Origin of the sequence: Bacillus cereus group sp. MG4 (genome assembly GCF_040460055.1) — a bacterium.
In the GTDB taxonomy this organism is placed as follows: Bacteria; Bacillota; Bacilli; order Bacillales; family Bacillaceae_G; genus Bacillus_A; species Bacillus_A wiedmannii.
In genome coordinates this window covers 2,676,207-2,702,187 of record NZ_JARVGZ010000001.1, presented here as the reverse complement: position 1 = coordinate 2,702,187, position 25,981 = coordinate 2,676,207, and the positions used below count along the sequence as shown (strand labels likewise).

Genomic DNA, 25,981 nt, shown 5'->3' with positions numbered 1-25,981 from the left:
GAGTGTTTATACTCTGAGCTTTTTTGTGTAGAAAATAATTTCAGGATCACCTTCATCTAAATTTTCAATTGTGCCACTACGTATAAAACCGTTCGTATGAAAAACTTTTTGCATATTTTCATTTGATTCGTTCGTTGAAGAAAATATTTTTTGAGTAGGAGAATGACTTAACATATATGAGAGTAACGAGCTTGCATAGCCTCGCCTTCTTTTTGTTGGCGAAACAATGATTAATGAGAGGAAAGTACAATCAAAGAAACTTGTATCGTATGTTAGAAAACCGGAAATAGAATTATTTTCTTTTACGATGACGCATCGTCCCTCATCAATAGAGTGCTTAATATAATGTAACTACTCAGCTTCCTCACGGAGGCTTTTTTCATTTACTAGTCTGATATGTACTTTTTGTGTGAATACTAGATATATCATACAAGGAGGTGGTATTTATGTTGAAAAAACAAGAAATTCTAGCTGTCTATCAAAAGGGACCTCAAGCTATTTGCGATTTTGTTCATCAATTAGAAAGTCAAATACAGAATTTAAAAGAGCGTATAGAAGAATTAGAAAATCGTTCAAAAAAAAACTCTACAAATAGTCATAAACCACCCTCTACAGATGGTTTTCGTAAGCCTATTACAAAAAGTTTGCGAAAATCATCCCAGCGTCAAACCGGTGGCCAGTTGGGCCACAAAGGACATACTCTTGGTTTGACAGCGACTCCAGACCATACAATTACATATTCTCCTACCTATTGTACTTGTTGCTATACTTCTTTAGACCATGAGCCTGTAAAAGGATACCGCATTCGCCAAGTGTATGATTTACCACCTATCCAGATAGAAGTGACGGAACATAAAGTGGAACAAAAAGAATGCCCACATTGCCATTCTATTCAAGAATCCCAGTTTCCTTCTACTGTCTCTCGTCCTGTTCAATATGGTCCAAATATAAAAAGACTAATCCCCTATTTAACGCATTATCAGTGTCTTTCTTTAAAAAGAACAAAAGAATTCTTTCAAGATTGTTTTGGACATTCTATCAGTGAAGGAACGTTAGTCAATCATACAAACAGTTTTTCGGCTCAATTGCAGCCTTTTCTCCAAGAAGTAAAAGACCAGATCCTTCAGTCTTCTGTTGTCCATTTTGATGAAACCAGTATGCGTGTAGAAAATAAAACACAATGGTTACATACTGCCAGTACACCGGAGGTGACATTGCAACATATTCATCAAAAACGCGGAAAAGAAGCAATGGATGCTGGAGAAATCTTGCCGTCTTTTTCTGGAATCGCGATGCATGATGGTTGGAAATCATATGATGCGTATACAGATTGTCGTCACGTATTATGTAATGCCCACCTCTTACGAGATTTACAAGGAATTATAGATAGTACCGGAGAAAAATGGGCACAACAGATGCAGGAGTTTTTAACGCAAGCCTTAACGCTAAAAAAACAATACAAAGGACTCCTGCCAAAAGCAGAGCAAGAGAATCTGTCGACTGCCTATCAAGCTATATTAAAAGAAAAACAAGTATTTTCTTCAGAACCAAAAAAGAAAGGAAAACAGACGCCTGCTCAAAATTTATGGAATCGCTTCGTCAAATATGCTGACAGAATTCTAGCATTTTTAGAACATCCAGACATTCCATTTGATAACAATCAAGCAGAACGGGATATTCGAATGACGAAAGTCAAACAGAAAGTGTCTGGAACGTTTCGAAGTAAGAAAGGCGCAGAATCTTTTTGTCAGATACGAAGCTTTATAAGCACCATGAAAAAACAAAAACAATCTGTCTTACAAGCGATAGGTCAGGTTATAGAAACCGGAACGGTTCCTTGGAATTGCACGATTTCATAAGAGAAATTCTCGATTCGATCTAGATTCTTTCTCTTATGGGCATATTTTTTTTCATGTTTTCGAATTGGAAACATGTATTTAGCATGCTTTTTTGTCTGAGGAAGCTGAGTAGTTACCTTTTTTGTTTAACTAAGCTGAGTAGTTACAATATAATTTCGTCTACTATCATTTCCAATTACATCAATATCTATATGTACGATTGAATCTAAATCATTGATAGAAGCTTTTGTTACGTTCTTCAATAGAAATACCCCCTAGAAAAAATATTCAGTTAATTAATTTTACCATGAATGAAGAAAAAGGAGCGGAATTCCAATACAGACAAACACCTATTTTTCTATAGGAAATATGATAAAAAAGGTAGGCTAAATTGAGTAGAAGAGGTGAAAGGAATGAAAGGGATGGACAATAATGCACCACACGGATTTTTCGGAGGTGGATCGGATAGTTATGAACAAATGATGTTAATGGGAGGAGCTGGCCAACAAGGGTACGGTGGAATTCCGAGCTGGATGGGTGGAGCAGCAGGAGGATTTCCAACATCGGTAGCTGGCATGCAAACTGGAATGCCTACATTAATGGGAGGGTTTTCGACATCAGGGGCTGGAATGCCTACAGTAACAGGAGGATTTCCGACATCAGTAGCTGGCGTACAGACAGGAATTCCAGTAGGAGTACCAACTACATTTCCTTCTTTCGTTGGAGGAGTACAGACAGGATTTCCGGTACCGGGAGTAGGTGTTGTAGCAGGCGGAGTAGGTGGTTATCCGCAAGGTGTTCACGGTCACCATGTACATCACCATCACCAAGGCCAACATGGCCACCATGTACACCATCACCACCAAGGCCAACACGGTCATCATGTACATCACCATCACCAAGGCCAACATGGTCATCATCATCACCAAGGTCAGCACGGTCACCATGGTCATCATCATCACCAAGGTCAGCACGGTCACCATGGTCATCAACATCATCACGGACATCAACAACAAGTACATCACCACGGTCATCACCATATTCATCCACAAGCTGTTCTTTATCAAACGCACCAAGGCCAGCACGGTCATCAAGGTCATCAAGGTCATCAAGGTCATCAAGGTCATCAAGGTCATCAAGGTCATCAAGGTCATCAAGGTCATCAAGGTCATCAAGGTCATCAAGGTCATCAAGGTCATCAAGGTCATCAAGGTCATCAAGGTCATCAAGGTCATCATGGTCATCAAGGTCATCATGGTCACCAAGGCCAGCACGGTCATCAAGGTCATCATGGTCACCAAGGCCAACAAGGTCATCAAGGTCAACACGGCCAACACGGTCACCAAGGCCAACATGGTCAACAGCACCAACAGCACCAACAATATCAACAGCAACAATCTTCTCCTTGGACAGGTGGAATTGGAGCAGGAGGAGCAGGAGCAGCGGCAGGAGCGGCTAGCATTAGTGGAGCAGCAGGACACGCGGGACACGTGGGTCATTAATGAATTGCAGAAAAAAAGACATAATAAAAAACTGCTAGGAAATCCTAGCAGTTTTTTTCAGCTTCTTGGCGTTGACGTTCGATTTCAGCACGAAGTTGTGGCTCTGGTGCTTGCCAGCCTTCTGGTTTTAGAATTTTGCCATCGCCTTCGCGGAATCGAGGTTTCCCATCAGGGAATAATTTTGCCATGTTTGCATTATTTACAATTTCGAATCCTTTATCTGGACGTACGCCCATTTCGGCAAACGTTCCGAATGCAAAGTAAATAAGGTCAATCAGTGCATCATATTGATCTTCAACAGTCGTTGCTTCTAGAAATTCTTCCAGCTCTTCTTGCATAAAACTTGCGCGAATTTTTGCACGCTCTTCTGTTAGTTTTGTTGGAGTATTTGTCACAGGATGTCCGAACTCTTCATGCATTTTTGCAACAAGTTCATATCCTTTATCTAAACCTTTTTCGTTTGTCATGTTGTTTCATCCTTTCTCGCTTTGTCCGAATCTCATTGTAACATAGGCTGATTATGAAATGAAAAGGGGCTGTCCAAAAGTTTCATTTTTTAGTTAAGATAGCGATAGTAAAAGATTATATCGATGGAACGACAAAACATAGCCTGTTAATAAAAGAAAGCCATCCCGGAATACTTTTGGGATGGCCCTGCTCGTTATTTTTCTTCTTTTATTAAAATGGATAAAATAAGGTCGATGCCAAACATACCAACGAGCAACATTGGTATAACGACAAGTAAATAACGTGTGAAGGAAACATTTTTTAAGTATGTATGAGCAAATAAAAAGACGCCGAGAAATAAAATACCATTTAAAATAGGCTTTACTAATTTTTTAGACATAAGCTCCCCCATAAATATCTTCTCTCTCTATCTAAAATAAAAACTCCTCTTTCCGTTGTATCATGCTGGAGAGAGGAGTTCAATCATTTCTCATTCAATTACACCAGAATTTGTAATATTTACGGTATATTTCACTTCAATTGGTACATCTTTATACATTTTTCGCCATTCTTCTAATTTAAATGGGCGATAATGTTGTCTATATTTTGCTCCTAGTCCAAGAGGATCAACATTTAGAGATTTAAACTGTTTAATTAGTTTTGTAGCTTTTGCATCTAATTGTTTCTCAATTGCTTTCGCTATTTTTTGTGTGTTCTTTTCATTTTCTAAGTTGAATTTCCGAGGTAATTCTTGAATACGAGCTTCCATTTTTACATGAATATAGAAAGAAGGTTTTCCATTTTTTATGTTTACTTCATAGGTAGGAACTGAAAAGATGTTATTAATCATTGCGTAGCCAGGATTGGTTTTAAACTCATGTGAGTCTAACCGATGCTTTTCTAGTAGTCCTTTGAAAACAAACATATCATGGTAATTAATTTTTCCTACTAACTTATCCTTTTTTAAGAGACCGATACCAGTAATTCTTATTTTATCTCCATGTTTTTTAAGGATAGGCATATAAGAATCTTGTCCCTCACGGTAGTACCGGAAGGCGCCAAAATATAAATTATCAGTTGGTAAAGGGCCAGTTTCCATATTATGTTCTAACATTTTTTTTATATAAATTGCAACGTTATAAGATGTACTATATTTTCCTTTAAATAGTTCAGTACCACTGCCTTCTAATAGTCCCACATAAAGTGAGTTACCAATATTCACATCACGAATCAAGGTGTCAAAGGAAGTTGACAATCCTTTTTTAGCAATTTTTGTTGTGAATAAGGCAATCCGCATTTGTCCGCTTGCGAACGGTTGGGAGGATTCCAAAGATGTATCTGCCTTTACTTGTTTTACTGCGTTTCCTATTCCTTCATAAACTTGGACTTTATTTCCCTTTTTCTGTACGGGGCAAACGAATGTAACTTTTACTTTATTATCTTTTGCTGTATCGAAGGCAGTTCCTTGAATGAGCTGAACATCATCAATAATATTTTTTTGTAAACAACCAGTTAGACTAAAAAATGTTATGCAAGAAATAAGTATTAATTTGCTTTTGATTTTTTCCATTTTCTTTTCACCCACACAATGATAAATAGGATTGGGATGTATACATAAATGAGCCAAAAACTAACTTTTGATGCGTTACTAATAAAATTATTAATATCGTGCCTGTTTGTTAAAAGTTGTGAAACAATGAGAGTGATAAAGATAAAAGCGATTAAAACACCTCTTTGTTTTACGCGGAATATTTCGTGAGTTGCTCTCGTTGCCGCCCACAAAGGAAGAATAAAGCTTGTAATAATAACGAGTGCATAAGCTGAAATTGCAATATATTCTAACCTTTCTATAAATGGTAATTGAATGACTTGGGTCATAGAAAGTTGGGACCATATTGTTTTTAACAATTGTTTTTCACTAAAAAACGAAAAGGCTAAAAGGGTACTAAATAAATATAAAAGATTTGAAAATAGTGCCCCGTATTGAGCGAATTTATGAGATTGCATAGGTTTTTTCACAAATGGATAAACCATGAGGTAAATCTCAAAGCCAGTCATACTGTAGATTGACAGTTGAGCGGCTTTTAATATATCTGAAAAAGAATGTGTGAATATAGGTAGTAAATTAGGCCAGTGAGAGTATTTCAAAACGAATAGGCTAAGAAATAAATATCCCAACGTACCGCCAACAGAGATAACACAAATGCCAGTAATGACACGAAATCCAGAGGAAATAATGTAATAGCTAACTAAGCATAAAAAGAGTGTTAACATCCAAGTGGAAGCGGTAGGGAACATCCACACTTGAATAATTTCAACGTATGTTCGAATGACGGAAATACTGACGATTAAAAAATAAGCAGCAAAGATGATATTAACGCCGTTTCCTAGCCACTTTCCAAATGTTTGCCGATGTAAGTCGATTAAATTACCGTTTGTTTCTTTTAATAAAAAATACATCATCCATATAAGGATATGGATACAGAGTCCTGTGATTAGAACGCCTATCCAGCCGTCGTATCCAGCGGCCTTTGCGGTAATTCGAGCGAAGCCGAGAACGCCAGCTCCAAACTGTGCACCGTGAATTAAGAAGAAAACAAAGACAGGCGATATTTGATATTTTTCTTGAACTTTACTCATCAATGCACCTCATTTCTTAATCATCAAAGTCCGATCTATGTTTTGTTGAAATTCCTTTTGCTGATTTTTTTACATGTTGTGGTCTTGCTTGTACATCTCTTGTATCAATCATTGTTAAAGGAAAACGAATCCAAGAATCCTTAACGGATTGTTGTCTTGTCGGATAAAACAAAGCGTACGGCTTACGTAAGGAAGTAAGCCTGAATAGATGAGTAAATAAGAAGATAAATCCAAGAGAAATCCCAAACAATCCGCCTATCTCTGCAAACATAAGAAATGGAAAGCGTAGTAATCGAACTGCATTACCCATTTTATAAATAGGTGTAATAAAGGAAGCAAGCGCTGATAAGGCAACGATAATTAATAAAATGTTACTCGTTAAACCAGCTTGTACAGATGCTTGCCCAATTACGATACCGCCTACAATACCGAGTGTTTGCCCGACTTTCATCGGTAATCTTGCACCAGCTTCTCTCAATAAGTCGATTGCAAGTTCTAAAAAGAGTGCTTCAATTAAAGGTGGGAACGGTACTTGTGCCCTTGATAAAATCAAAGTTTCAAGCAAATCACTTGGAATAAGTTCATAATGATAATTTAAAACTGCAACATATAAAGGTGTAGCACAGATTGAAAATAGAACAGCGATAAGGCGTAAAATGCGTGAAAATGTAGCGTATAGCCAAGAGACGTTATAGTCTTCTGGTGAAATGAAAAAATCGAAATAGGATACAGGTGTTAGTAGAACACTTGGAGAACCATCCACAAAAATAGCAATTTTCCCATCAATTAGTGCTTTTGTAACTCTATCAGTACGTTCTGTATTGATATAGAGAGGGAAAATCGACTTTTCTCCCATCAATTCTTGTATATAAGCACTATCATTAATTTGATCATATTCAAGAGCTCGTAAAGATTCCTCTAGAAAATCAACATTATCTTTTTCAGCAAGGTTATCTAAATACATCATGACAACTTTTGTTTTGGAAAACTCGCCGACAATCATTTCTTTTGTTTGTAAATCTAAAACAGGAAGGCGTTTTCGTACTAAATTAATATTCGTATCAATAGCTTCTACAAAGCCTTCTTGTGGACCGATAACTGTTGATTCATTTAATGGAGGGCTTGGTGCCCGGTAAGTATCAATTGCAATGTTTGCAAGCATACACTTTTGATCTTGCTGATTCAATTGAATAATCGCATGTCCCTTTAAAACCATGTCCTCAATTTTTTGTAAGTCGTTCGTAATTGTAATACCACTCATCGGAATATGTTCTTTTAGCTCTTCTAATGAAGTACAAGGTCGTTCTAAAAGAGTAGGCATTAAATATTTCTGTAATTTCTCTCCATCAAGAGAAGGACGATAGTAAGAAATCCAATAAGGCATCGTTTCATCGTCAGATGTATGATAATTAACGAAATCACTAGACTTTTTGAGTTTCTCTATTAAATCTTGTAGAGAATGAATACGGTCTTTTTCTGGTTTCGTAAAATCATAAATACTATTACCTTTAGAGTTTTGCTGCTGATTCTGACCCGAGTTGTCGTTCTTAGAGTTTTGCTGTTGATCTTGATCCGAGTTGTCGTGCTTAGAGTTTTGCTGCTGATTCTGATCCGAGTTGTCGTGCTTAGAGTTTTGCTGCTGATTCTGACCCGAGTTGTCGTGCTTAGAGTTTTGCTGCTGATTCTGACCCGAGTTGTCGTGCTTAGAGTTTTGCTGCTGATTCTGACCCGAGTTGTCGTGCTTAGAGTTTTGCTGCTGATTCTGACCCGAGTTGTCGTGCTTAGAGTTTTGCTGCTGATTCTGACCCGAGTTGTCGTGCTTAGAATGTTGCTGCTGATCTTGATCTGAGCTGTTTTGCTTAGAATGTTGTTGTTGATCTTGATCTGATTTGTTTTGCTTAGAATGTTGTTGTTGATCCTGATCCGAGTCGTCTTGCTTAGAATGTTGCTGTTGTTCTTGAGAAGATTCGTCTTGTTTAGCACTTTGTTGCTGATTCTGATTCGATTTGTTTTGCTGCTTATCTTGGGAAGATTCCTTGTGTTCCTCTTTTTGTTGCTCGCCATTGCTATCTTTATTATGTTTCATACTTCTAGTCTGTTCTTTGTTATCATCCTCTTGATTGTTAGGTTGTTGCTCCGAGTTATCTGTTTCGTTTTTCTCTGTCGTATTTGATTTTTTTTTCTTACGTAGCCAATTCCAAATCATATGTATGCCCTCTTTGATTGTGTAATATAGTGCTATTTTGTGGCTAATTTTGTATATTATTCATTTATTTATGAAAAGAAGGAGGAGATTGGTTTGCATAGAAAAAATCCTTTAGTAAGCAGTTCATACTATGACGGGAAGAGGGCGAGTCTGTGCAATTTGTAAAAAAAGAAAATTTTGTTTTAAGAGAGTTTATGTTCGAAAATGGTAGGGAAATTCCTGTTCAAATGGGGTATGAGACGTATGGTACTTTAAATAGAGAAAGGTCAAATGCAATTTTGGTATGCCATTATTTTAGTGCAACGAGTCACGCGGCAGGAAAATATACAGCGCATGATGAGGAGTCTGGTTGGTGGGATGGTTTAATTGGACCGGGAAAAGCAATTGATACAAATGAATATTTTGTTATATGCACTGATAATCTTTGTAATGTGCAGGTGAAGAATCCTTATGTATTTACAACGGGACCGAAATCGATTCATCCGAAAACTGGAGATGAATATGCGATGGATTTTCCGGTTTTTACATTTCTTGATGTAGCTCGTATGCAATATGAGTTAATAAAAGATATGGGAATTTCAAGGTTACATGCTGTAATGGGACCGTCAGCTGGCGGGATGATTGCGCAGCAATGGGCTGTTCATTATCCTCATATGGTAGAGCGGATGATTGGTATTATTACGAACCCGCAAAATCCAATTATTACGTCGGTAAATGTAGCACAAAATGCAATTGAGACTATTCAACTGGATCCAAGTTGGAAGGATGGAAAATATGGAGAAGAGCAGCCAATGAAGGGACTTCATTTAGCGAATAGAATGATGTTTATGAACGCATTTGATGAGCATTTTTATGAAACAACATTCCCTCGTAATAGTATAGAAGTAGAACCTTATGAAAAGTTTTCGATATTAACATCATTTGAGAAAGAAATAAGTAAAGTGACATATAGAAGTATAGAGTTAGTAGATGCAAATTCGTGGATATACACTGCAAAAGCAGTTTTATTACATGATATTGCGCATGGATTTTCTTCATTAGAAGAGGCTCTTTCTAATATAGAAGCAAATGTACTTATGATTCCGTGTAAACAAGATTTGCTTCAGCCGTCACGTTATAATTATAAAATGGTAGACATGTTGCAAAAACAGGGGAAATATGCGGAAGTGTATGAGATAGAAAGTATAAATGGGCATATGGCGGGAGCATTTGATATTCATTTATTTGAAAAGAAATTGCATGAGTTTTTAAATCGGAAAGTATCTAGTTTTGCGTAGAAAATAAATGATGTGAAAAAGGTGCAATGTATGTAGTAGGCACCTTTTTTTACATGATTTGTAGGCGGAAAATATATGTGGCAATTGCTATACCGAAGAATGCGATACTGAGTAATAGAAATAAGAATGACATTTCTTGTGGTGATTTTATCTTTTTATTATTTTTCATACTAAGAGCAATAATTGCGGCGATTAAGAAAATGATGCCCGTAATGAAAAGAAAAAGTGTCATTTTCATTGGCTCCTTTCATAAAACAAGTATATTGAGGATACAATGCACGAGTTATGTTTGTAAAGAATAAGTTTTGCGGGAAAATTGAGAAATAAAATTTCCATTCTTTGCGTTCTTTCTTTCGCATGCTAAAATTGACTAGATATGCTTGTTTAAGGAAGAGACTAAAGGTTTTATTGTATATAAGGAGGAACGACATATGACAGAAGTTAAAACAATTACTACAGAAGAAGTGCAAGAGCGTTTAGAAAATGGAGAAACGTTATTTTTAGTAGACGTAAGGGAAGATGAAGAAGTAGCGGCAGGAAAAATTCCAGAAGCTGTACATATTAAAATGGGCGATATCCCAAATAAAGTAGATTTCTTTGATAAAGAGAATGAATATATCTTTATTTGTCGTTCGGGAATGCGCAGTGAAAATGTATGTCATTATTTAAATGAGCAAGGCTTTAAAACAGTGAACATGGTTGGCGGCATGCTTCAATATGAAGGTGAAACGAAATAAGTAGCTAAAAAACTTGAAACGAGTCTGTTTCAAGTTTTTTTCTTTTGCATACAGTGTACAAAAGGGGGATAGGTAAATGGGGATTAACTTGCGGAAAGTAAAAATTATTAATAATACAGGGGCTGTTAATGTTGGTGACTGTTATGATATCTCACCTTTAGCTGTAGCAAAAATATACGCAGGTGCTGGAGGATCGAGTGCGGCTATTTTTTTAAATGGGAAAAGGCAGCCAGAAGCGGTGATTCGAACATCAGTATTTCTTCCGCCATTAGCAACGAGTACACGTACATTAGGTTCATAGAGGAAAGGTAGAGTGTAATTATGCCTGCTCATATAAAAGAGTTTGTTATTGTGAATAACACTGGGAATATATTTACTGGTGATAATTTGAGTGATACGTCATTTACTGCTACGAAATCGTATAGTGGCTCAATGGGGTGCACTTGGATTGACGTTGTTACAGTAATAGGGACGGAGACGAAGCTCTGTTTACAGCCGGGAGATTCTGTTACGACAACATATACAAGAGGTACTCCTGCTGGTACTGTAACAGGAACAAATATGGGGCAAGGTGCAAATGTATCGGGTATAGCACAAGCTGTTCCTAATACAGATAATATGGATTCAATCGCTGGACTCCCTTAAGGAATTAAGGGAGTTTTTATTATTAAAAATAAAAATAGTCTTTGAGATTGTTTTTGTAAATACATATGAAGAAGAAGAGGTTTGTTTCATGTGAAAAAGATGGTATGTAGGTGGTGAAAGTGTGAAAGAGCGCGATAAACAAAATTCATTAAACTCTAATTCCAGAATTTCACCAAATCTTATTGGACCTACTTTTCCTCCCGTTCCAACGGGATTTACTGGCATTGGGATAACTGGCCCAACTGGTCCACAAGGTCCGACTGGCCCACAAGGACCAAGGGGATTTCAAGGCCCAATGGGGGAGATGGGCCCGACAGGACCTCAAGGAGTGCAAGGGATTCAAGGGCTAGCTGGACAAATGGGTGCAACAGGGCCAGAAGGGCAGCAGGGACCACAAGGGTTAAGGGGGCCACAGGGAGAAACTGGAGCGACAGGACCTCAAGGAGTGCAAGGGCTACAAGGTCCGATTGGTCCAACAGGAGCGACTGGGGCACAAGGTATACAGGGGATACAAGGGTTACAAGGTCCGATTGGAGCTACCGGGCCAGAGGGACCACAAGGAATTCAAGGTGTGCAAGGGTTACCAGGGGCAACTGGTCCTCAAGGAATCCAAGGAGCACAAGGAATTCAAGGGCCACAAGGACCGAGTGGAAGTACTGGTCTAACAGGAGCAACGGGTCAAGGGGTTACAGGACCAACTGGTATAACAGGTCCAACAGGAATCACTGGCCCATCAGGAGGACCACCAGGTCCGACGGGGGCAACTGGTGCGACAGGTCCAGGAGGTGGACCAAGTGGAAGTACAGGTGCGACGGGAGCAACTGGCAATACAGGGGTAACAGGAAGTACAGGTGCAACTGGAGCAACGGGAAATACAGGACCGAGTGGAAGCACAGGAGAAACAGGAGCTCAGGGATTGCAAGGAATCCAAGGGGTTCAAGGGCCAATTGGACCAACAGGTCCAGAAGGTCCGCAAGGTATTCAAGGTATTCCTGGTCCGACGGGCGTAACTGGTGAACAAGGAATCCAAGGGGTTCAGGGTATTCAAGGGATAACGGGTGCAACTGGAGATCAAGGTCCGCAAGGTATTCAGGGGGCTATAGGATCTCAAGGTGCAACAGGAGCAACTGGAGATCAAGGTCCACAAGGAATCCAAGGAGTACCGGGTCCATCAGGAGAAACGGGACCACAAGGAGTTCAAGGAGTGCAAGGTCCGATGGGAGAGATAGGGCCAACAGGACCGGAAGGCCAGCAAGGAATACAGGGAATACAAGGGCCAGTAGGAGCGACAGGACCAGAAGGCCAGCAAGGAATACAGGGAATACAAGGGATTCAAGGTGTAACAGGAGCAACCGGAGCACAAGGAGCAACTGGAATTCAAGGTGTTCAAGGGAATATAGGAGCAACAGGTCCAGAGGGGCCGCAAGGGGTTCAAGGAGTGCAAGGTGACATAGGTCCAACAGGTCCAATGGGAGCACAGGGAGTGCAAGGTATTCAAGGAATACAAGGACCGATGGGTGCGCAAGGAGTGCAGGGGCCACAGGGAATACAAGGAGTCCAAGGTCCAACAGGAGCAACAGGAGGTACCGGTACAACGGGTGCGACAGGGGAAGGAACTACAGGCCCAACTGGAGTAACCGGTCCAACAGGGGTAACTGGTCCATCAGGAGGACCAGCCGGACCGACTGGCCCAACAGGTCCATCAGGTCCGACGGGAGTGACAGGTCCATCAGGCGGACCACCTGGCCCGACAGGAGCAACCGGAGCGACAGGAGTAACAGGAGATACCGGAGCGACGGGCTCAACTGGAGTGACAGGAGCGACAGGAGAAACGGGAGCAACCGGAGTGACAGGGTTACAAGGCCCACAAGGAATTCAAGGGGTGCAAGGAGATATTGGTCCAACAGGCCCACAAGGGATTCAAGGCCCGCAAGGAATTCAAGGAGTAACGGGAGCGACTGGAGCTCAAGGCCCGCAAGGAATTCAAGGAGTACAAGGAATTCAAGGTCCAACAGGTTCACAAGGAATACAAGGAGAACAAGGTCCTCAAGGAATACAAGGAGCAACCGGAGCCACTGGAGCACAAGGTCCACAGGGAATACAAGGGATACAAGGTATACAGGGGCCGACCGGTCCACAAGGTCCAACAGGAATTCAAGGTGTTCAAGGTGAAATAGGTCCAACCGGTCCGCAAGGTGTGCAAGGTTTACAAGGTCCACAAGGCCCAACCGGGGACACAGGAGCAACCGGAGCACAGGGTCCACAAGGGTCGCAAGGGATTCAAGGTCCAACGGGAGCAACCGGAGCCACAGGTCCCCAAGGACTTCAAGGTCCGCAGGGAATCCAGGGTCCACAAGGTTCAATAGGAGCCACGGGAGCCACCGGTGCACAAGGCCCAACAGGGGACACGGGTCCAACCGGTTCACAAGGAATCCAAGGACCAACCGGAGCTGGAGCAACCGGGGCCACTGGAGCAACGGGTGTGACCGGAGTTAGTACAACTGCAACGTACTCATTTGCAAATAATACATCAGGAAGTGCTATTTCTGTTCTGTTAGGTGGTACGAATGTACCGTTACCGAACAATCAAAATATTGGACCAGGGATCACTGTTAACGGTACGAATACTGTATTCACAGTTGCGAATGCAGGGAATTATTATATAGCTTATACAATTAATATAACGGCAGCTTTACTCGTAAGTTCACGTATAACTGTAAATGGTAGTCCGCTTGCGGGAACGATAAACGCTCCGACATTGGCTACTGGTTCATTTAGTGCAACAATAATTACTAGCTTGCCTGCTGGAGCTGCCATTAGTCTGCAGTTATTTGGATTACTTGCAATAGCTACATTATCTACGGCAACGCCAGGAGCTACTCTAACTATTATTAGATTAAGTTAATAAGCAGAAAACCTTGGAACTGTTATGTTTCAAGGTTTTTTATCCTGGTATTTAAGAATAGACTTTGCTAATCAGGTGGGAGTGGATACCCCTTGATTATTTAAAGTTTCACTTTATTCACATGAGCAAAAACATCGCAGTTCGAAAATATATTATAATAGAATGAAAAGAGAGAAATTTGGCAGAAAGGGAGGGTGGCGATGCAGGAGATGGTTACAGATTTTTTTGGACGCCCACTTCAAGATTTGCGCATATCTGTCATTGATCGTTGCAATTTTAGATGTACATATTGTATGCCGGCGGAAGTATTTGGGCCAGATTATGCTTTTTTGAGAGATGAGTTTTTACTGACGTTTGATGAGATTGAACGTTTGGCAAAACTATTTGTTAGCATCGGTGTACGAAAAATTAGGCTTACTGGTGGTGAGCCACTGCTGCGTAAAGATTTAACAAAACTTATTGCACGTCTCGTGAAAATTGAAGGGTTAGTAGATATAGGGTTAACGACAAATGCAATTCATTTAACGAAACAAGCAAAAGCATTAAAAGAAGCTGGATTACATAGAGTAAATGTTAGTTTGGATGCAATAGATGACGATGTGTTTAAGGACATAAATGGCCGGTATATCAATACGAAACCTGTTATAAAGGGAATTATGGCTGCAAAAGAGGCCGGGCTTGATGTAAAGGTAAATATGGTTGTGAAAAAAGGGATGAATGACCATCAAGTACTTCCGATGGCTGCTTATTTTAAAGAGCAAGGAATCACACTTAGGTTTATTGAGTTTATGGATGTTGGTAGTACAAATGGATGGAACTTTGGCCAAGTCGTTACAAAGCAAGAATTAATTGAAATGATTCATAGTGTGTATCCACTTGAGCCAGCTGAAGCGCATTATTTCGGTGAAGTTGCGAAACGATATCGTTACGTTGGGACAAATGTCGAAGTCGGTTTTATTACTTCTGTTTCAGAGTCATTTTGTTCCTCTTGTACGAGAGCAAGAATTTCGGCAGATGGAAAGTTTTATACTTGCTTATTTGCGACAGAAGGATTGGATGTAAGGGAACTTCTTAGAGGAAATCTTTCAGATGATGAGTTAGTAAGCGTTATACAAAATGTATGGATGAATAGAAAAGACAGGTATTCGGATGAACGGACAGAAGAAAGTGCAAAGAATCGTCCGAAAATTGAAATGTCTTATATAGGAGGATAAGAAAGGGGGCTATCGTATGCAGGAGCGATATTCAAGACAAATATTATTTTCTGGTGTTGGAGAAGAAGGACAGAGAAAAATTAGAGAGAAGCATGTGCTTATTATCGGCGCTGGTGCTCTCGGTGCAGCGAATGCAGAAGCAATTGTTAGAGCAGGTGTTGGCAAAATAACAATTGCGGATCGTGATTATGTAGAATGGAGTAATTTACAAAGACAACAATTATATACAGAAGAAGATGCAAAGCAATATAAACCAAAGGCGGTAGCAGCAGCAGAGCATTTACAAGCGATTAATTCTGAGGTGGAAATAAATCCGGTTGTGACTGATGTAACAGTGCAAGAAATGGAAGCGTTAGTGAATGATGTAGATTTAATATTAGATGCGACAGATAATTTTGAAACACGTCTTCTTATTAATGATATTTCACAAAAGTATAATATTCCGTGGGTATATGGTGGTTGTGTCGGAAGCTACGGAGTAACGTATACAATTTTACCAGGAAAAACACCGTGTTTCCGCTGTTTAATGGAACATCCAGCGAGCGGGGCAACATGTGATACGGCGGGTATTATACAGCCAGCCGTGCAATTAGTAGTTGCACATCAAATAACGGAAGCGCTGAAAATATTAGTAGAAGACTATGGGGCGCTTCGCGAAACGATGTTATCGTTTGATCTTTGGAATAATCAACAGATGGCATTTAAAGTGAATAGGCAGAAAAAAGACACATGCTTATCTTGCGGAAGATTACGTACATATCCGAGTTTAACATTTGAAGCACAAACGAAAACAGAAGTGTTATGTGGCCGAAATACAGTACAAATCCGTCCAGGTGTGCGGAATGAATTTAATTTAGAAGAAATTAAAAAGCGCTTACAAAGAAGTGTGGATGTAAAAGCTACTCCGTATTTATTATCATTTCCGGTGGAGGAATTTCGTTTTGTTTTATTTACAGATGGCAGGGCGTTTATTCATGGGACGAATGATATAAATATAGCAAAACGCTTATATGCAAGATATATAGGTTGAACCTAAAGGGAGCCCTTTAGGTTCAACGGAGAGAAGATTAAGACTTTCTCGTATAATCTCCACTTTTTCCACCTGTTTTTTCAAATAAGTAAGTTTCGCCAATAATCATACCTTTATCAACAGCTTTGCACATATCGTACACAGTAAGAGCTGTAGCGGAAGCAGCTGTTAAAGCTTCCATTTCAACACCGGTGCTACCTTCTGTTTTAACTTTTACTTCAATAAGTAATCGATATTGTTCTTCGGATTGTTTCCAATCGAAAGAAACGTCAACACCTTTTAATAATAAAGGATGGCACATTGGGATAATATCAGAAGTGCGTTTCGCAGCCATAATACCTGCGATTTGTGCAACTGCTAATACGTCACCTTTCCCAATTTCATTGTGAGAGATTTTATCGTAAATTTCTTTTGTAACGACAATGCTAGAGCACGCAATTGCTGTTCGAACGGTTGCTTTTTTGTCACTTATATCAACCATCTTCGCGCGTCCTTGGTCATTAAAGTGTGTGAATGAAGACATGGAATTCCTCCTTGAAGTAATTTCTATTTAATATATAAAGTTTAATCGAGATAAAAAAAATTGCAAATATGAGGTGAGAAACGATGATAGAAAAACGAATTCCAATTCAAGTTGCTGAGGCAGTAGAGAGAGTAATGGAATATGCGAAAAATGGTGAAGTAGAAGAGGTTTCTATTACGGAAAGTTACGGGAGAATTCTTGGCGAGGATGTTGTCTCTGATCATGACGTTCCTCATTTTGATCGTTCTCCTTACGATGGTTTCGCGATTCGAGCAGAAGATACGAAAGAAGCAAATCAAGAGAATGCGGTTGAGTTTGAAGTAATAGGAGAAATCGGGGCGGGATTTGTTTTTTTAGATGAGGTAGGGCCTTTTAAAGCGGTTCGTATTATGACGGGAGCAGCTATTCCAGAGGATTGTAATGCAGTCGTAATGCTAGAGCTGACGGAGGGATTTGAGAAGAACGGAAAAACATATATGAAGGTAAAGCGTCCTTTTAATAGTGGTGACAATGTGTCATTTAAAGGGGAAGATATAAAACAAAATCAAGTTCTCGTTAAGAAAGGCGTTGCAATCAATCCAGGTGTTGCCGCCTTATTAGCGACGTTTGGATATAGTACTGTGAAAGTTGTAAAACAGCCTGTTGTTGGTATTGTGACGACAGGAAGTGAATTGTTAGAAGTACATGAGTCGTTACAGCCGGGGAAAATTAGAAATAGTAACTCGTATATGATTGCAGCTCAAATTATAAAAGCCGGAGGGAAAGTGCGTTATTATGGCCAACTTGCCGACGAGTTAGATGCATGTTTTGCAACTGTTCAATCGACGATGGATGAGGTTGATATTTTAATTACGACAGGCGGTGTGTCGGTAGGAGATTATGACTACTTGCCAGCTATTTATGAAAGATTACAGGCGAATGTACTCTTTAATAAAATAGCGATGAGACCAGGAAGTGTAACGACAGTAGCTGAAGTTGATGGAAAGTTACTTTTCGGTTTATCAGGAAATCCGTCAGCTTGCTACGTAGGCTTTGAGCTATTTGTGCATCCGGTTATAAAAACATATTTGTATGCGAAAGAACCCCACGTATATAGAGCAGATGCTATTTTGCAAAAAGATTTTCCGAAGCCAAATCCGTTTACTCGTTTTGTAAGAGCTAAGGTGACAATCGTAGACGGGGCATTACAAGCGATGCCGGTCGGTTTAGATAAATCGAGTGCGGTCTCTTCACTTGCCGATGCGAATGCTTTTATTGTGTTGCCTGGAGGAACGAGAGGATTTGAAGCAGGGATGAAAGTATCTGTATTGTTGTTAGAGCACGCTGAGGGATGTGAGTGGCCATGGGCAAAGCCCCTTCAATCTTACAAATAGTAGGGTATCAAAATAGCGGAAAAACAACGCTTGTTGAGAAAATTGTGTATGCATTAGCTGAACGAAAAATGAAAGTTGCTACAATTAAGCATCACGGGCACGGAGGTTTTCCAGAAGTAGCGCAAAAAGATAGTGAAAGGCACCGAAAGGCTGGTGCTGTTGTCAGTAGTGTAGAAGGCGCTGGATTACTTTCACTGTCGTCATTAAGAGAGGAATGGTCCTTGCAAGAAATTATTCGCTTATATGAGTTTTTTGAAGTGGATACAATTTTAATAGAGGGCTATAAAAAAGAGAGCTATCCGAAAGTAGTGTTACTTCGTTCTGCGGAAGACGTTGAACTTTTACATAAAGTAGAAAATATAGTAGCGGTTATTACGTGGCATGATGCTTCGGCAAACTTACGAGAAGAATATAAAGTATTTCATATAACAGAAGAAGATTTCTATATAGACTGGTTTTTACAAACGGTAAGGAGTACGAAATGACAAATACGTATTATGAAGTAATTGATACAGAAATCTCGATTGAAGAGGTAGCGAAGAAGGTTATTCGCCGCGAATGCGGTGCTGTTACAACGTTTATTGGAACGGTTAGAGAGTTTACGAAAGGGCGTCGTACATTATACTTAGAATATGTCGCTTATAAAACGATGGCAGAAAAGATGTTAGAGAAAATTGGTTCGGAAGTGAAAGAAAAATGGCCAGGTACATACGTTGCGATTACACATCGCATCGGTACATTGCAAATTTCTGATATCGCGGTTGTTGTGGCTGTTTCAACACCGCATCGTAAAGCGGCTTATGAAGCAAATGAATATATTATGGAACGCATAAAACAAATTGTTCCGATTTGGAAAAAGGAGTTTTGGGAAGATGGAGACTCTTGGATTGGCGATCAATTAGAAAAAACGCCATATCCGGCGGGAGAGCCTGGGAAGGAGCTATAAGTATGATTCGAGTATTGTTATTTGCGAACTTGCAAGAAGAAGCAGGAAGAAGTGAATTACAAATAGAGAAAGAGAATATTACGGTTGCAGAGTTAAAAGATATTGTTGCAACTGAATATAATGTGCCAGTATTGGCACCAATTATGGTTGCGATTAATCAAGAATATGCAAATGAAGATGATACGATTCAATCTGGTGATGTTGTTGCACTAATCCCACCAGTGAGTGGTGGTTAATATTGGATTCATTAAAACGACTTTCCTACATAGGGAAAGTCGTTTTTTTATTGCAGTTTTGAGAACACTAACGTATAGAACAAGGAGGGCGTTATGAAAAAACTATGTGTAATGCTAACAATAATATGTTCTATCTCTTCCTTTTTGCCAAGTTATTCTTTGGCAAAAGAATCGAATGAACAACTTTTAGAAAGTGCGCTATTAAATCGATATTACTCTGTTATAAGGCAAGCGACAGAAGATCAATATGAATGTGATTCCGTTATAAATATAAAGCGTCTCGGTAAGAAAGATGAGTTCGTTCCTAGATTTGAAGTGACGCTACAATTTCTCACATTTCAAGGTGCACATAACCCGCCCAATGATAAAGTTACACTTACTTTGGAAGACAATTTAGATCACATAAAGATAAAGAAAGTTGAGCGACAAAAAAATGTGTCTAGTGTGATCACAGAAAAGGTTTGTGCACGGGCGAAGGAAAAAATGAAATCACATTCTAATGGTGTAGAACGGTAACTGATGATATTTCGTAAAGAAAGGTAATGAGCGATGGATATACTTTTAGCGATTTTACCAGCTATATTTTGGGGAAGTATTGTGCTATTTAACGTAAAACTTGGCGGTGGACCATATAGTCAAACGCTCGGTACAACGCTTGGCGCACTTATTTTCTCGATTGTTGTTTATATTTTTATGAAGCCAGTATTAACTCCTACTGTTATTGGAGTTGGAATTGTGTCAGGTTTATTTTGGGCACTTGGTCAGGCAAATCAATTAAAAAGTATTGATTTAATGGGCGTTTCGAGGACGATGCCCATTTCAACAGGACTTCAATTAGTTGCGACGACTTTATTTGGAGTTATCGTATTTCATGAGTGGTCCACGACAATATCAGTTGTCCTTGGTGTTTTGGCTCTCGTTTGTATTATTATCGGTGTTATTTTAACATCGCTTCAAAGTGAAGAAGAAAAGAGTGCAGAGCAATCGGGGAATTTTAAAAAGGGCATTATCATTTTATTGATTTCAACCGTCGGTTATTTAGTTTATGTAGTAGTGATTAGACTGTTTCATGTAGATGGTTGGTCAGCTTTATTACCACAAGCAGTTGGTATGGTGTTAGGGGGAATTTTACTTACTTTTAAACATCATCCATTTAATAAATATGCAATACGAAATATTATTCCAGGATTAATTTGGGCAGCTGGAAATATGTTTTTATTCATTTCGCAGCCGCGTGTCGGAGTGGCAACAAGTTTTTCTCTATCACAAATGGGAATTATTATTTCAACGCTTGGCGGGATTCTTATATTAGGTGAAAGAAAAACGAAACGCCAATTAACGGGGATTGTTGTTGGTATCGTTTTTATTATTGCAGCTGGAATTATGTTAGGTATTGCAAAAAGTTAAAGGAGGTATTGGAATGTATAGTAATTTAGCAGGGAAGGTTGTCGTTATTACAGGGTCAGCAACTGGTCTTGGAAGAGCGATGGGAGTAAGGTTTGCTAAGGAAAAAGCGAAAGTAGTAATTAACTATCGTTCACGAGAGTCAGAAGCGCATGATGTATTAGAAGAAATTAAACAAGTAGGGGGAGAAGCGATTGCTGTAAAAGGTGATGTCACGAGTGAATCGGATGTTGCGAATCTCATTCAATGTGCTGTAAAAGAGTTTGGTACGCTCGACGTTATGATTAATAATGCAGGGATAGAAAACGCAGTACCATCGCATGAAATGCCGCTTGAAGATTGGAATAGAGTAATTAATACAAATTTAACAGGCGCTTTTTTAGGAAGTCGTGAAGCGATTAAATATTTTGTGGAACACGATATTAAAGGATCTGTCATTAATATGTCGAGTGTTCACGAGAAAATTCCATGGCCACTATTTGTGCACTATGCGGCGAGTAAGGGCGGCATTAAACTGATGACAGAAACGTTAGCGTTAGAATATGCACCGAAAGGTATTCGAGTAAATAATATTGGGCCAGGTGCAATAAATACACCAATTAATGCCGAAAAGTTTGCTGACCCTAAAAAGCGTGCTGACGTAGAAAGTATGATACCGATGGGCTACATTGGAAAACCAGAAGAAATTGCAGCAGTCGCAACTTGGCTTGCTTCCTCAGAAGCGAGTTATGTAACTGGAATTACGTTATTTGCAGATGGTGGAATGACTTTATACCCGTCGTTTCAAGCAGGGCGCGGGTAATATAAAAGGACAAAGAGGTTTATCTCTTTGTCCTTTTTTCTGCAAAAAAAATAGCGGTCGGCTATTTTAAATTTAATGATTAATTGTATCTTGAAGAAATTCTGTTGCTTGATGTTCAGAAACATTTTGCACGAGAGCAACTTCGCTAATCATCATTTTGCGTGCATTATCTAGCATTTGTTTTTCGCTCGCATTTAATGCTCTCTCTTTATTACGGCGAAGTAAATCGCGAACGACTTCTGCACTATCTTGCAGATTGCCGTTTTTCATTTTTTCCATATTCATTGTATATCTCTGTTTCCAGGAAAGTGATGTGTCTGATTCCCCGTTTTGAAATTCAAGAAGTATACCATCTAACGTACCTTTATCTACGATATAACGAATACCTGATTTTTGTAATTGATCCATAGGAAGCATTATTTGCATGTCTTTACTAATGATACGTATCACACAATATTGACGTGTTGTTCCTAATATTTCTTTCTCTTCAATGGCTTCGATGACTCCTGCGCCGTTCATTGGATAAACGATTTTATCGCCAATTTGAAACAAATCATCCACCTCCATATGTGGTAACCACTTTTAATGATAGCACAAGTAAACAAAAATGTCAAATTTTATATAATACCATAATGTTGATATTATAGTCAATAAGTAAAAACTCTTTTTTTTTTATATATTTTTTTGCTCTTATTTATTGATGATTTTTTTGAAAAATAGTACAGACGAAGAAAGAAGGCATATCCACTTATTTTTAAGCATAAAATGTAAAATCGCTAATACAATATACCTAAATCCGTTCTTTGCAAGGGAGGGAGAGAAGGTGGGGCGCACAATAAGAATTGATATTACAAATAAAGTTGTAGCTAAATTTAGACCGGATTATTTGGAATTATACACGAGTAAATTTATGATAGGTAAGTTTTATGTCTATACTGAAGGTAAACAATATGTGTTAGAAGACGGATATATATATGAAGACGGAAAATTTTATCGCATCATAGATACGCACCGTGGCAATAATCAAGCGGCGGAGGGCTGCGATCTAGGATGGTGTTAACATGATTCGTGTGAAAGTGTTTGATGAAAGTCACGAAAAAGACTTAGAAGACGCTGTAAATGTTTTTTTGAAAAAGATTGATGATAGTAATTTTGTAGATATTAAGTATCAAGTCGGTGTTTCCATTAATGATGACGAAAACCAAATTTATTGTTTTTCAGCAATGATCGTTTATAAAGCATAAAAAAGAGCTGGGTGAGCCAGCTCTTTTTTATGCTTTATGTTGGGACAACATGTGTCGGTAATACGTTCATAATAGATTGAGTTGTGCCTAATTTCTTTTTCGCTAAAAGAGGCTCCCCTGTTTCATGGTTTTGGGCATCTGTACACATACCAAGGTGATAACGATCACCTAAAAATGGATCGATATAAAAACCGTTTTTGAATACTTTATCATTCGGATGTTTTTCATGGTGAATGTCAGAGCAGTTAATGCAATAGAACATAGCCTTCATCTCCTTTTTATTTTTGTTTGAAAAAAGTGAGGGGGTAGTCATTTCGCACCTAAGGAAATGTTGAGGAGAAGAGAAATAACTACCTACTCAAATGGTGGGCATATTCCTTCTGATTTTTCATATCTCGCGTAGTGTCCCTGAGGGAAGGAGGAGAGACGAAATACGCATGATATACGTAAGGCACTTCTTTCAAGATGAATGATGGAGTTTCATGTTGAGAGAAGTTTTTATTTTTTGTTGCCTTTGTGAGTATATTATGAGGGAATGCTCAGAGGGTGTTTGTCCTGTTGAAAAAATGTTGAGAATTTCTCAACAGTAAAAAAGAATTAGCGTTGACATGAAACTAAAAGGTGTTATATCATCGAAATGTAACCAAAAGGTGTTATATTTAATTGCCGAATAAAGGAGAATGAAAATGGAACAACAAAATACATTAAATGATATTAAACAAACGATCGTTTTTAACGCGTCTATTCAAAAAGTATGGAATGTAGTATCAACTGCAGAAGGGATTGCGTCATGGTTTATGCCGAATGATTTTGCATTAGAGGTAGGACATGAATTTCATGTGCAATCACCATTTGGCCCATCACCATGTAAAGTGTTAGAAATTGATGAACCAAACCATCTATCTTTCTCATGGGATACAGATGGCTGGGTCGTTTCATTTAATCTGAAAGACCTAGGAGATAATAAAACAGAATTTACGTTAATTCACGGCGGCTGGAAACATCCTGATGAAATTCTTCCGAAAGCGAATGCGAAGAGCTCTATTATTCGCGATAGAATGAGTGGCGGCTGGGTAGCGATTGTAAATGAAAAACTGAAAAAGGTTGTTGAAGGCTAAATGTCTTCATCAGCAGCGAAATATGATGTATTTCAAGCAATTGCTGATCCAACCCGCCGAGAAGTAATACGGTTATTAAGTGATAAAGAGTTACCGATTTCCAAAATAACGGATCATTTTCCGATGAGTCGTACTGCGGTTGTAAAGCACCTTCATATTCTTTCGGAAGCGAATTTAGTAAGCGGAAGAAAAAGCGGAAGAGAGAAGATATATCGTTTGCATCCAGAACCATTAGAGGAATTACAACAGTGGCTCTCATATTATGAACGTTTTTGGGATAATAAATTATCTATGCTGAAACATATTGTGGAGAATGAAGAATAAAAAGAGGATGACCGAGATGGTCATCCTCTTTTTATTGCTCACTTGTTTGAGTAGCTGGTTTCAATAAAATCCAAGCGATAATTAGTGTAAATACTGCTAATACGAAAGTACTCATATAAATGACGTGTACACTTGATGCTAATGCCTCTTGCGATTCGGTTACTACGTTTGCTGTAGTTCCTCCATGTCCGCCACCAGATACAAGATCAAGGTTTTGAATACCGCGTGCATGAATCATCGTATTGAAGATTGTGCCAAAGATTGCAGCACCTAACGTTTGACTAAATGTATTAATAAATGTGTTTAAACCAACGGCTGTTCCGCGTGTATGAGCTGGTACGGCTGCTTGAATTGTTACCATGTAAATCGGTGTCACAAGCCCCATTCCTAATCCGAATAATCCGACTGCTACATAAATAAGGAACGATGGTGAATTTGTTGATAATGTAAATAATAAGAACGTAGCGACTGATAAAATGCTAGCTCCAAGTAAAATGATTTGTTTCGTTTTTAATTTGCCTACTAAGTTACCAGAGAAAATAGCGCCAAATGTCCACATAACAGGGATTGGCATTAAAATAAGTCCAGCTTCTGTCGCATTTTTTCCTAATACACCTTGGCTCCAAATTGGAAGGTACATTGTAATACTAATGATCATTGCGCCAGCAATGAGCGTTAATATGTTTATTGTAGATAATGTACGGTTAGAGAAAAGTGCTAGCGGAATTAATGGTTCCGGAGATTTTTTCTCGATGAATAAGAAAATAATGAATGAAACGACGGCGAAGATTAATAGGCCAATAATTGTTATGTCGCCCCAGTTTTGCTTACTGCTACCTGTTAATAATGTATATAGTAGAGCGATCGTACTTAATGAGAAGACTGTTGCACCAAGATAGTCGATATGGTGTTTAGCGGGCTTAATAGATTCTTTGTAGTAAATGGCGATCATTAAGCAAGCGATAATTCCAAATGGGACGTTTAAGAAGAAAATATAACGCCAAGATAGAGAATCAACTAAAAATCCACCGACTAACGGTCCGATAACACCCGATACACCCCAAACGGCACTCATCCAACCTTGTGCTTTCGCGCGGTCTCTCGCTTCGCTATATAAGTCTCCAATAATCGTCATTGTGATCGGCATAACAGCACCAGCACCTATACCTTGAAGAGCACGGAAGAAGATTAATTGTTCCATTGATGTAACGACTCCGCAAAGCGCAGAACCGATTAAGAAGATTGTAGCTCCGATGAGTAAAACTTTTTTACGACCGAATAAATCAGCTAACTTTCCGTATATTGGAGTCGAAACAGCTGTTGCAAGCATATAAATTGCATATACCCAACTAACAAGTTCGACGCCTGACAAATCACTCGTTATACGAGGGATCGCTGTACTAACAATCGTTCCTTCTACCGCAGAAAGAAACGTCATTAGCATTAAAGACATCATGACTTTTTTTCTCATATTTTTTCCCCTTACCCTTTTTTAAATATTCAACAATATAAAATATAAAGGTACTAAGGTATATAAAGCAACTAAAAAGCACGAGGGTTTGGCATTCTT

30 protein-coding genes and 2 pseudogenes are annotated in these 25,981 nt (G+C 39.0%); 20 read left to right on the top strand and 12 right to left on the bottom strand.

Annotation, left to right across the window (positions count from 1 at the left end; all coding sequences use genetic code 11):
* Positions 1–6: 6 nt before the first annotated feature.
* Positions 7–348 (bottom strand): annotated as a pseudogene (locus QCI41_RS14270) (GNAT family N-acetyltransferase); the annotation flags it as partial.
* Between the two features lie 98 nt (positions 349–446).
* Between QCI41_RS14270 and tnpC the strand changes: the two are divergent.
* On the top strand, positions 447–1,859 hold the full coding sequence (gene tnpC / locus QCI41_RS14265; protein ID WP_353836036.1) for an IS66 family transposase: 1,413 nt from the start codon (positions 447–449) through the stop codon (positions 1,857–1,859).
* A 146-nt stretch (positions 1,860–2,005) separates the two neighbouring features.
* Here the strand turns inward: tnpC and QCI41_RS14260 are convergent.
* Positions 2,006–2,101, bottom strand: a pseudogene (locus tag QCI41_RS14260) (GNAT family N-acetyltransferase); the annotation flags it as partial.
* A 150-nt stretch (positions 2,102–2,251) separates the two neighbouring features.
* Here QCI41_RS14260 and QCI41_RS14255 point away from each other — a divergent pair.
* Positions 2,252–3,340 (top strand): hypothetical protein, encoded by a 1,089-nt coding sequence (locus QCI41_RS14255; RefSeq protein ID WP_353837248.1) that lies wholly within the window; start codon positions 2,252–2,254, stop codon positions 3,338–3,340.
* A 44-nt stretch (positions 3,341–3,384) separates the two neighbouring features.
* Here QCI41_RS14255 and QCI41_RS14250 read toward each other — a convergent pair whose 3' ends face one another.
* The 5 genes from QCI41_RS14250 to QCI41_RS14230 all read right to left on the bottom strand — a co-directional run bounded on the left by QCI41_RS14250 (position 3,385) and on the right by QCI41_RS14230 (position 8,633).
* Entirely contained in the window at positions 3,385–3,807 is a 423-nt protein-coding gene (locus QCI41_RS14250) for a pyrophosphohydrolase domain-containing protein (protein WP_000180547.1), read from the bottom strand.
* Between the two features lie 194 nt (positions 3,808–4,001).
* Positions 4,002–4,187, bottom strand: coding sequence for a hypothetical protein (locus QCI41_RS14245; RefSeq protein WP_000038782.1), 186 nt, complete (start codon positions 4,185–4,187; stop codon positions 4,002–4,004).
* 90 nt (positions 4,188–4,277) lie between these two features.
* Positions 4,278–5,357 (bottom strand): Ger(x)C family spore germination protein, encoded by a 1,080-nt coding sequence (locus tag QCI41_RS14240; protein WP_353837249.1) that lies wholly within the window; start codon positions 5,355–5,357, stop codon positions 4,278–4,280.
* A complete protein-coding gene (locus QCI41_RS14235) occupies positions 5,333–6,427 on the bottom strand; it encodes a spore germination protein (RefSeq protein ID WP_353837250.1) in 1,095 nt (364 codons plus the stop codon). The genes QCI41_RS14240 and QCI41_RS14235 overlap by 25 nt, the downstream gene beginning before the upstream one ends.
* 16 nt (positions 6,428–6,443) lie before the next feature.
* Positions 6,444–8,633 carry a spore germination protein gene (locus tag QCI41_RS14230; RefSeq protein WP_353837251.1) on the bottom strand — a complete coding sequence of 730 codons (2,190 nt, stop codon included), beginning with the start codon at positions 8,631–8,633 and terminating at the stop codon, positions 6,444–6,446.
* Positions 8,634–8,785: 152 nt separating this feature from the next.
* Between QCI41_RS14230 and QCI41_RS14225 the strand changes: the two genes are divergently transcribed.
* On the top strand, positions 8,786–9,910 hold the full coding sequence (locus QCI41_RS14225) for a homoserine O-acetyltransferase family protein (protein ID WP_353837252.1): 1,125 nt from the start codon (positions 8,786–8,788) through the stop codon (positions 9,908–9,910).
* Between the two features lie 49 nt (positions 9,911–9,959).
* Here the strand turns inward: QCI41_RS14225 and QCI41_RS14220 are convergent, their stop codons facing one another.
* Positions 9,960–10,142, bottom strand: coding sequence for a hypothetical protein (locus tag QCI41_RS14220; protein WP_000171896.1), 183 nt, complete (start codon positions 10,140–10,142; stop codon positions 9,960–9,962).
* Between the two features lie 199 nt (positions 10,143–10,341).
* On the opposite strand from QCI41_RS14220, the gene QCI41_RS14215 reads away from it, so the two are divergent.
* The 6 genes from QCI41_RS14215 (at position 10,342) to QCI41_RS14190 (ending at position 16,441) form a co-directional block, all read left to right on the top strand.
* Positions 10,342–10,647: a rhodanese-like domain-containing protein gene (locus QCI41_RS14215; RefSeq protein WP_000141212.1), complete on the top strand. Its 306-nt coding sequence runs from the start codon at positions 10,342–10,344 to the stop codon at positions 10,645–10,647.
* A 76-nt stretch (positions 10,648–10,723) separates the two neighbouring features.
* Positions 10,724–10,948, top strand: coding sequence for a spore germination protein (locus tag QCI41_RS14210; protein WP_000512461.1), 225 nt, complete (start codon positions 10,724–10,726; stop codon positions 10,946–10,948).
* Positions 10,949–10,968: 20 nt separating this feature from the next.
* Complete coding sequence (locus QCI41_RS14205) at positions 10,969–11,292, top strand: hypothetical protein (protein WP_353837253.1); 324 nt, start codon at positions 10,969–10,971, stop codon at positions 11,290–11,292.
* A 121-nt stretch (positions 11,293–11,413) separates the two neighbouring features.
* Positions 11,414–14,197, top strand: coding sequence for a BclA-related collagen-like exosporium protein (locus tag QCI41_RS14200; protein WP_353837254.1), 2,784 nt, complete (start codon positions 11,414–11,416; stop codon positions 14,195–14,197).
* A gap of 200 nt (positions 14,198–14,397) precedes the next feature.
* Positions 14,398–15,411 (top strand): GTP 3',8-cyclase MoaA, encoded by a 1,014-nt coding sequence (gene moaA, locus QCI41_RS14195; protein WP_353837255.1) that lies wholly within the window; start codon positions 14,398–14,400, stop codon positions 15,409–15,411.
* A 16-nt stretch (positions 15,412–15,427) separates the two neighbouring features.
* Complete coding sequence (locus QCI41_RS14190) at positions 15,428–16,441, top strand: molybdopterin-synthase adenylyltransferase MoeB (RefSeq protein WP_353837256.1); 1,014 nt, start codon at positions 15,428–15,430, stop codon at positions 16,439–16,441.
* Positions 16,442–16,478: 37 nt separating this feature from the next.
* On the opposite strand, the gene moaC is transcribed toward QCI41_RS14190, so the two are convergent.
* Positions 16,479–16,964 carry a cyclic pyranopterin monophosphate synthase MoaC gene (gene moaC / locus QCI41_RS14185; RefSeq protein WP_000094144.1) on the bottom strand — a complete coding sequence of 162 codons (486 nt, stop codon included), beginning with the start codon at positions 16,962–16,964 and terminating at the stop codon, positions 16,479–16,481.
* An 83-nt stretch (positions 16,965–17,047) separates the two neighbouring features.
* On the opposite strand from moaC, the gene moeA reads away from it, so the two are divergent.
* The 7 genes from moeA (at position 17,048) to QCI41_RS14150 (ending at position 21,725) form a co-directional block, all read left to right on the top strand.
* Entirely contained in the window at positions 17,048–18,337 is a 1,290-nt protein-coding gene (gene moeA / locus QCI41_RS14180; RefSeq protein WP_353837257.1) for a molybdopterin molybdotransferase MoeA, read from the top strand.
* Positions 18,307–18,822 carry a molybdopterin-guanine dinucleotide biosynthesis protein B gene (mobB, locus tag QCI41_RS14175; RefSeq protein ID WP_046958690.1) on the top strand — a complete coding sequence of 172 codons (516 nt, stop codon included), beginning with the start codon at positions 18,307–18,309 and terminating at the stop codon, positions 18,820–18,822. Before moeA ends, mobB begins: the two co-directional genes overlap by 31 nt.
* Positions 18,819–19,283 (top strand): molybdopterin synthase catalytic subunit MoaE, encoded by a 465-nt coding sequence (gene moaE, locus QCI41_RS14170; RefSeq protein ID WP_000185930.1) that lies wholly within the window; start codon positions 18,819–18,821, stop codon positions 19,281–19,283. Before mobB ends, moaE begins: the two co-directional genes overlap by 4 nt.
* 2 nt (positions 19,284–19,285) lie before the next feature.
* Entirely contained in the window at positions 19,286–19,519 is a 234-nt protein-coding gene (moaD, locus tag QCI41_RS14165) for a molybdopterin converting factor subunit 1 (RefSeq protein ID WP_353837258.1), read from the top strand.
* A gap of 93 nt (positions 19,520–19,612) precedes the next feature.
* Positions 19,613–20,035, top strand: a complete 423-nt coding sequence (locus QCI41_RS14160) for a DUF3888 domain-containing protein (protein WP_353837259.1) — start codon at positions 19,613–19,615, stop codon at positions 20,033–20,035.
* A 33-nt stretch (positions 20,036–20,068) separates the two neighbouring features.
* On the top strand, positions 20,069–20,926 hold the full coding sequence (gene glcU / locus QCI41_RS14155; RefSeq protein WP_000353528.1) for a glucose uptake protein GlcU: 858 nt from the start codon (positions 20,069–20,071) through the stop codon (positions 20,924–20,926).
* A gap of 13 nt (positions 20,927–20,939) precedes the next feature.
* Entirely contained in the window at positions 20,940–21,725 is a 786-nt protein-coding gene (locus QCI41_RS14150; RefSeq protein WP_353837260.1) for a glucose 1-dehydrogenase, read from the top strand.
* Between the two features lie 72 nt (positions 21,726–21,797).
* Here the strand turns inward: QCI41_RS14150 and QCI41_RS14145 are convergent, their stop codons facing one another.
* Entirely contained in the window at positions 21,798–22,292 is a 495-nt protein-coding gene (locus QCI41_RS14145) for a CarD family transcriptional regulator (protein WP_000451449.1), read from the bottom strand.
* Positions 22,293–22,548: 256 nt separating this feature from the next.
* On the opposite strand from QCI41_RS14145, the gene QCI41_RS14140 reads away from it, so the two are divergent.
* Both QCI41_RS14140 and QCI41_RS14135 read left to right on the top strand, forming a co-directional pair.
* Positions 22,549–22,785: a DUF2553 family protein gene (locus tag QCI41_RS14140; protein WP_000533808.1), complete on the top strand. Its 237-nt coding sequence runs from the start codon at positions 22,549–22,551 to the stop codon at positions 22,783–22,785.
* 1 nt (position 22,786) lies between these two features.
* Positions 22,787–22,969, top strand: a complete 183-nt coding sequence (locus tag QCI41_RS14135; RefSeq protein ID WP_000621751.1) for a sporulation protein Cse60 — start codon at positions 22,787–22,789, stop codon at positions 22,967–22,969.
* A 34-nt stretch (positions 22,970–23,003) separates the two neighbouring features.
* Here QCI41_RS14135 and QCI41_RS14130 read toward each other — a convergent pair whose 3' ends face one another.
* Positions 23,004–23,231, bottom strand: coding sequence for a DUF3973 domain-containing protein (locus QCI41_RS14130; protein ID WP_000498995.1), 228 nt, complete (start codon positions 23,229–23,231; stop codon positions 23,004–23,006).
* 424 nt (positions 23,232–23,655) lie between these two features.
* Between QCI41_RS14130 and QCI41_RS14125 the strand changes: the two genes are divergently transcribed.
* Both QCI41_RS14125 and QCI41_RS14120 read left to right on the top strand, forming a co-directional pair.
* Positions 23,656–24,087 carry an SRPBCC family protein gene (locus tag QCI41_RS14125; RefSeq protein WP_000437758.1) on the top strand — a complete coding sequence of 144 codons (432 nt, stop codon included), beginning with the start codon at positions 23,656–23,658 and terminating at the stop codon, positions 24,085–24,087.
* A complete protein-coding gene (locus QCI41_RS14120; RefSeq protein WP_000098837.1) occupies positions 24,088–24,411 on the top strand; it encodes an ArsR/SmtB family transcription factor in 324 nt (107 codons plus the stop codon).
* A gap of 31 nt (positions 24,412–24,442) precedes the next feature.
* Here the strand turns inward: QCI41_RS14120 and QCI41_RS14115 are convergent, their stop codons facing one another.
* Complete coding sequence (locus tag QCI41_RS14115) at positions 24,443–25,882, bottom strand: MDR family MFS transporter (RefSeq protein WP_353837261.1); 1,440 nt, start codon at positions 25,880–25,882, stop codon at positions 24,443–24,445.
* Between the last annotated feature and the right edge of the window lie 99 nt (positions 25,883–25,981).

Excerpts from the sequence above, each read along its gene's own strand:
- QCI41_RS14120 (WP_000098837.1), top strand. The coding sequence starts at position 24,088 with ATGTCTTCATCAGCAGCGAAATATGATGTATTTCAAGCAATTGCTGAT.
- QCI41_RS14190 (WP_353837256.1), top strand. The coding sequence starts at position 15,428 with ATGCAGGAGCGATATTCAAGACAAATATTATTTTCTGGTGTTGGAGAA.
- moaC (WP_000094144.1), bottom strand. The coding sequence starts at position 16,964 with ATGTCTTCATTCACACACTTTAATGACCAAGGACGCGCGAAGATGGTT.
- QCI41_RS14250 (WP_000180547.1), bottom strand. The coding sequence starts at position 3,807 with ATGACAAACGAAAAAGGTTTAGATAAAGGATATGAACTTGTTGCAAAA.
- QCI41_RS14150 (WP_353837260.1), top strand. The coding sequence starts at position 20,940 with ATGTATAGTAATTTAGCAGGGAAGGTTGTCGTTATTACAGGGTCAGCA.
- QCI41_RS14215 (WP_000141212.1), top strand. The coding sequence starts at position 10,342 with ATGACAGAAGTTAAAACAATTACTACAGAAGAAGTGCAAGAGCGTTTA.
- QCI41_RS14235 (WP_353837250.1), bottom strand. The coding sequence starts at position 6,427 with ATGAGTAAAGTTCAAGAAAAATATCAAATATCGCCTGTCTTTGTTTTC.
- glcU (WP_000353528.1), top strand. The coding sequence starts at position 20,069 with ATGGATATACTTTTAGCGATTTTACCAGCTATATTTTGGGGAAGTATT.
- mobB (WP_046958690.1), top strand. The coding sequence starts at position 18,307 with ATGGGCAAAGCCCCTTCAATCTTACAAATAGTAGGGTATCAAAATAGC.
- QCI41_RS14115 (WP_353837261.1), bottom strand. The coding sequence starts at position 25,882 with ATGAGAAAAAAAGTCATGATGTCTTTAATGCTAATGACGTTTCTTTCT.
- QCI41_RS14135 (WP_000621751.1), top strand. The coding sequence starts at position 22,787 with ATGATTCGTGTGAAAGTGTTTGATGAAAGTCACGAAAAAGACTTAGAA.
- moaE (WP_000185930.1), top strand. The coding sequence starts at position 18,819 with ATGACAAATACGTATTATGAAGTAATTGATACAGAAATCTCGATTGAA.
- QCI41_RS14125 (WP_000437758.1), top strand. The coding sequence starts at position 23,656 with ATGGAACAACAAAATACATTAAATGATATTAAACAAACGATCGTTTTT.
- QCI41_RS14255 (WP_353837248.1), top strand. The coding sequence starts at position 2,252 with ATGAAAGGGATGGACAATAATGCACCACACGGATTTTTCGGAGGTGGA.
- QCI41_RS14240 (WP_353837249.1), bottom strand. The coding sequence starts at position 5,357 with ATGGAAAAAATCAAAAGCAAATTAATACTTATTTCTTGCATAACATTT.
- QCI41_RS14130 (WP_000498995.1), bottom strand. The coding sequence starts at position 23,231 with ATGTTCTATTGCATTAACTGCTCTGACATTCACCATGAAAAACATCCG.
- QCI41_RS14245 (WP_000038782.1), bottom strand. The coding sequence starts at position 4,187 with ATGTCTAAAAAATTAGTAAAGCCTATTTTAAATGGTATTTTATTTCTC.
- QCI41_RS14145 (WP_000451449.1), bottom strand. The coding sequence starts at position 22,292 with ATGGAGGTGGATGATTTGTTTCAAATTGGCGATAAAATCGTTTATCCA.
- QCI41_RS14230 (WP_353837251.1), bottom strand. The coding sequence starts at position 8,633 with ATGATTTGGAATTGGCTACGTAAGAAAAAAAAATCAAATACGACAGAG.
- tnpC (WP_353836036.1), top strand. The coding sequence starts at position 447 with ATGTTGAAAAAACAAGAAATTCTAGCTGTCTATCAAAAGGGACCTCAA.
- moaA (WP_353837255.1), top strand. The coding sequence starts at position 14,398 with ATGCAGGAGATGGTTACAGATTTTTTTGGACGCCCACTTCAAGATTTG.
- moeA (WP_353837257.1), top strand. The coding sequence starts at position 17,048 with ATGATAGAAAAACGAATTCCAATTCAAGTTGCTGAGGCAGTAGAGAGA.
- QCI41_RS14160 (WP_353837259.1), top strand. The coding sequence starts at position 19,613 with ATGAAAAAACTATGTGTAATGCTAACAATAATATGTTCTATCTCTTCC.
- QCI41_RS14220 (WP_000171896.1), bottom strand. The coding sequence starts at position 10,142 with ATGACACTTTTTCTTTTCATTACGGGCATCATTTTCTTAATCGCCGCA.
- QCI41_RS14205 (WP_353837253.1), top strand. The coding sequence starts at position 10,969 with ATGCCTGCTCATATAAAAGAGTTTGTTATTGTGAATAACACTGGGAAT.
- QCI41_RS14210 (WP_000512461.1), top strand. The coding sequence starts at position 10,724 with ATGGGGATTAACTTGCGGAAAGTAAAAATTATTAATAATACAGGGGCT.
- moaD (WP_353837258.1), top strand. The coding sequence starts at position 19,286 with ATGATTCGAGTATTGTTATTTGCGAACTTGCAAGAAGAAGCAGGAAGA.